Genomic DNA, 5026 nt, shown 5'->3' with positions numbered 1-5026 from the left:
GCCCGGGAGCCGTCGCGGCGTCCCGGGCAGCGCCCCGGATCAGGGATGTGCGGTCAGCCTCAGAAGGTGAGCTTGAAGCTGTTGATGTACCCGGTGTCGTAGCGGGCCACGTCCTGCACCCGCAGCTTCCAGGTGCCGTTGGCGACCTCACTGGAGGCGTTGACCGTGTAGGTCGCCTTGACGTTGTCCGCCGAGTCCGAACCGCTCGAGTTCTTCAGGCGGTACGCGGTGCCGTCCGGGGCGAGCAGGTCGATGACCAGGTCACCGCGCCACGTGTGCACGATGTCGACGCCGACCTGAAGGGTGGACGGGGCGTTGCCGGTACGGCCGGTGACGTTGACCGAGGAGGTCACCGCGGCGCCCGCGTCCGGGATGCTGACGTCCGCCGTGTTCTCGAAGACCGTGCCCGGGTCCGGGTCGGGGTCGCCGCCGCCGGGGCGGGCGCCGACGTTGATGCCGGCCCAGGCGTCGGTGACGGCCTTGACCTCGGCGCTGGCCGCGCCGTACAGCTCCGTCGCGACCGCGAGGGTGCCGGTCCTGGCGCCCGCGTAGTCGGTACGGGAGCTGAACTTGGTGGTGAGCGCCTTGTACCAGATCAGCGCGGCCTTGTCGCGGCCGATGCCGGTCACCGGCAGACCGTCGGAGGTCGGCGAGTCGTAGTTGACGCCGTTGACGGTCTTGGCGCCGCTGCCCTCGGAGAGCAGGTAGAACCAGTGGTTCGCCGGGCCCGAGGAGTAGTGGACGTCGACGTTGCCGATGCCCGAGTACCAGTAGTCCTTGGAAGAGCCGTCCCTGCTCGGCTTGTCCATGTAGCGGAGCGGGGTGCCGTCGCCGCGGATGTCGATCTTCTCGCCGACGAGGTAGTCGCCCACGTCCTGGGAGTTGTTCGCGCTGAACTCCACCGCCGCGGCGAAGATGTCGCTGGTGGCCTCGTTGAGACCGCCCGACTCGCCGCTGTAGACCAGGCCGGCCGTGTTGGAGGTGACGCCGTGCGTCATCTCGTGCGCCGCCACGTCGATCGAGGTGAGCGGCTTGGCGTTGCCGGACCCGTCGCCGTACGTCATGCAGAAGCAGCTGTCCTGCCAGAACGCGTTGACGTAGTTGTTGCCGTAGTGCACACGGGAGTAAGCGCCGACGCCGTCACCGCGGATGCCGCTGCGGCCGTGCACGTTCTTGAAGTAGTCCCAGGTGAGGGCCGCGCCGAAGTGGGCGTCGGCGCCGGCGGTCTCCAGGTTCGACGGCGAGCCGTTGCCCCAGATGTCGTCGGGGCCGGAGAAGAGCGTGCCCGTGCCGGACGTACCGCGGTTGAGGTTGTACGTCTTGTGGTTGCCGCGGGTCGTGTCGGTGAGCGTGTACGACGGGGCCGTGCCCAGGGTGACCTGCCCGCTGTACTGGGTGTTGCCGGTGCCGTTGTGGACGGCCTGCCACTCGTAGAGCTTCTCGCCGGTGGCCGCGTCGGTCACGACGTGGAGCTCGTTCGGGGTGCCGTCGTGCTGCAGTCCGCCGACCACGGTCTCGTAGGCGAGAGTCGGACTGCCGGTGCCCATCCAGACGACCTTGCGCGGGGCCCGCTCGGCCTTCGTCGCCTTCGAGCCCTCGGCCCGGGCGGCGCCGAGTGCCTGCTTCTCCGCCGTGGCCGGTGCGACGTCCGCGCTGGTGTCGACGCCCTTCAGGGCGGCGCGGGACGCCTTGGTGACCGCCTCGGTCGCACCCGTGGCGGACTCGGCGACCACGAGGTCGCCGCCGAGGACCGGCAGGCCCTCGTAGGTGCGCTCGTAGCGGGTGTGCGTGGTGCCGTCGCGGTCCTGGACGACGTCCCGGACGACGAGCTTCTCCTTGGCGGTGAGGCCGAGTTCCTTCGCGGTGGCGGCCGTCGTGGCGGACGCCTCGCGTATCAGCTCCGCCCGCTGGGCGGGGGAGAGGCTCTTGGGCAGCGCGCCCGGGTCGGCCTTGCCCGCCTTCACGGCGGCGGGCGCCTCCGGCTGGGCGGCGGCCGACGTTCCGGTCTGGAAGCCGACCGCGAGAAGGGCGGCGGTGGCGATGAGAGCTCCGGTCGCGGTGGCGCGCCGGCGATGCGTGGGTCTCACGCGGACTCCTTCTGCGAGGGGGGTACCGGTCGGCTGGGTGGGTCGGCCGGGCAGAGCATGCGGAGCTGTGGTGCGTGGATCGGGGGAAGACTGGCAGCCGAGAACATGTTCTGTCAGGAGCGCGACAAGAAGTTGGCCGGAATTCGTCCGTTGCCCGATAGGTCATGTTCGGTGAGCGGACGTTTCGCGGATCGTTGCCGGGCGGGGCCCGGACATTCGCCCCGGCCCGACCCGGAAAGCAACCGGATGTTCACGGCGAAGTCTGCATCTGTGAATGCGGCGTAGCGGTGCTGCTGGTCGCGGTCCGGTACGGGCCTTCCGGGCGTGGCTCATTCCGTACCGGGGCGGGCGGACAGCACGGGCGCCGTCGCGCCCCGCCGCACCGCCCCGGGCCCGCGCGACGGACCGGGCCCGGCGGCCCGGCCCGCCGAGAGGCTCAGCCGACCACGCTGTCCCGCCAGGCCCTGTGCAGTCCGGCGAACCTGCCTTCTCCGCCGATCAGTTCGGCGGGCGCGCCGTCCTCGACGATGCGGCCGTGCTCCATCACCAGCACCCGGTCCGCGATCTCGACCGTCGACAGCCGGTGCGCGATCACCACCGCCGTACGGCCCTGGAGCACCGTGTCCATCGCCCGCTGCACCGCCCGCTCGCCGGGGATGTCCAGCGAACTCGTCGCCTCGTCGAGGATCAGCACCGCCGGGTCGGCGAGCAGCGCCCGCGCGAAGGACACCAACTGCCGCTGCCCCGCGGAGATCCGTCCGCCCCGCTTGCGCACGTCCGTGTCGTAGCCGTCGGGCAGGGACTCGATGAAGTCATGGGCGCCGATCGCCTTGGCGGCCTGCTCGATGTCCGCGCGGCTCGCCTCCGGCCGCCCGAGCGCGATGTTCTCCGCGACCGTCCCGGAGAACAGGAACGCCTCCTGGGTCACCATCACCACCCCCCGGCGGAGGTCCGGCACGGCCAGGTCCCGCAGATCGGTCCCGTCGAGCAGGACCCGGCCCTCGGTGGGGTCGTAGAAGCGGGCCAGCAGCTTGGCGAGGGTCGACTTGCCCGCGCCGGTCGAGCCGACGACCGCGACGGTCTGCCCGGCCGGGATCGTCAGGTCGAACCGGGGCAGCACCTCCCCGCCCGTGCGGTAGGCGAAGCCGACCTGATCGAACACCACCTCGCGGCCCGGCGTGCCGGACCTGCGCACCGGCAGCTCACGCGGCTCGCGGGCCTCGGGGACCGTCGGCTCCTGCGCCAGCAGCCCCGCGATCTTCTCCAGCGAGGCGGCCGCCGACTGGTAGGAGTTGAGGAACATCCCGAGCCGGTCGATCGGGTCGTACAGCCGCCGCAGGTACAGCACGGCGGCGGCCAGCACACCCAGCGCGAGCGTGCCCTGGGCGACCCGGTACGCGCCCCAGAGGACCATCGCCGCGACAGCGGTGTTGGCGACGAGCCGGGAGCCGACGACATAGCGCGCCATCTCCAGCAGGGCGTCGCCGTTGGTGCGTTCGTGGCGGTGGTTGAGCACCTCGAAATCGGCGTCGTTGGCCCGCTCGCGGCGGAAGGCACGCACCGGCCGGATGCCGTTCATGGTCTCCGCGAACTTCACGATGACCGCCGCGATCGCCGTGGAGCGGTTCATGAAGACGGACTTGGCCCGCCGCCGGTAGACCCGCACCAGCAGATAGAGCGGCACGAACGACAGGACCGCCATGCCGCCGATCCCGAGGTCGAGCCAGAGCAGCATCGCCGAGATGTACACGAAGGCGAGCACGACGCCGATGAGTTCCTGAAGCCCCTCGCTCAGCAGCTCGCGCAGCGACTCGACGTCGGTCGTCGACCGGGAGATCAGCCGGCCGGAGGTGTACCGCTCGTGGAAGTCGACGCTCAGCGCCTGGGCGTGACGGAAGATACGGCCCCGCAGATCGAGGAGCACGTCCTGATTGACCCGGGCGGACGCCCGGATGAAGGCGTACTGGAGCGCTCCCGCGGCCACCGCGCACAGCGCGTACCCGGTGCCGACGGCGACCAGCGGCCCGTAGTCCGCCGCGCGGAAGGCCGGGACGCCGCGGTCGATGGCGTACGCCACCAGCAACGGGCCCGCCTGGACGGCAGCCTGCTGGAGGAGCAGCAGCACCGCCGCGAGCGCGACACGGGCACGGCGGGGCGCGAGGAGCGACCGTAGCAGGGCGCCGGTCGCGCCGGCCGGCGCGGGCAGGGCGTCCCGGTCGAACGGGTCGCCCGCCGGCGCGCCCTTCCCGGGCGGCGCCGTGCCGTCGAGGGCGTCGGCAGCGGTCGCGGGGCCGCTCGTCCCGGGCGGGCTCGGGGGGCCGGCCGCCCTGGGCGTGTCCTGGCCGGTCGTCGATGTGTCCGCCGGGCTGCCCTCTGGCTGGTCCGCCGCCCCCTCCGCCGGTTCGCCCGTAGGCGCCGCGCCCTCTGGCTGCCCTGCCGGGCGTGCCGTCGCCGGCCCCTTTGTCGACCCTGCCGTCACCGTGCCGTCCCTTCGGTCCCCGCGGTCGCGTCCACGTCCGTCCGGCCCTTCGGCGTCTTCGGGCGGTCCGGGGCCCCGGCCACTCGCCCGGGGGCGCCGGCCCCGGACCCGCTTGCCAAGTCGACCGGGCCGTCGGGCCCCTCCGCACCGGACATCAGCCATGCGTACTCGGCGTTCGTACGCAGCAGTTCGTGATGCGTGCCCACCGCGGCGATCCGGCCGCCCGACAGCAGCGCGACCCGGTCGGCGAGCATCACCGTCGACGGCCGGTGCGCCACCACCAGCGCGGTGGTGTCCTCCAGGACCCGGCGCAGCGCCGCCTCCACCAGGGCCTCCGTGTGCACGTCGAGCGCGGAGAGCGGATCGTCGAGGACCAGGAAGCGCGGCCCGCCGACCACGGCGCGGGGCCCCCCGCCGCGGGGGGGGGGGCCCCCCCCCCCACCGAACCTTCCTCCTTGCC

General features: G+C 72.7%; 2 protein-coding genes and 1 pseudogene. All 3 read right to left on the bottom strand.

The genetic code is table 11. The features are described 5' to 3' along the window. Nucleotides 1-59: 59 nt before the first annotated feature. Entirely contained in the window at nt 60-2087 is a 2028-nt protein-coding gene (locus ACWGH4_RS31130) for a M4 family metallopeptidase (RefSeq protein ID WP_441266079.1), read from the bottom strand. 436 nt (nt 2088-2523) lie between these two features. Then, nucleotides 2524-4566: an ATP-binding cassette domain-containing protein gene (locus ACWGH4_RS31125; protein ID WP_453466778.1), complete on the bottom strand. Its 2043-nt coding sequence runs from the start codon at nt 4564-4566 to the stop codon at nt 2524-2526. Further along, nucleotides 4563-5026: pseudogene (locus tag ACWGH4_RS31120) on the bottom strand (ABC transporter ATP-binding protein); the annotation flags it as partial. The pseudogene ACWGH4_RS31120 and the gene ACWGH4_RS31125, both read right to left, overlap by 4 nt.

The sequence above is a fragment of the Streptomyces sp. NPDC054847 genome (genome assembly GCF_053610925.1).
This window is presented reverse-complemented; position numbering and strand designations above follow the sequence as displayed.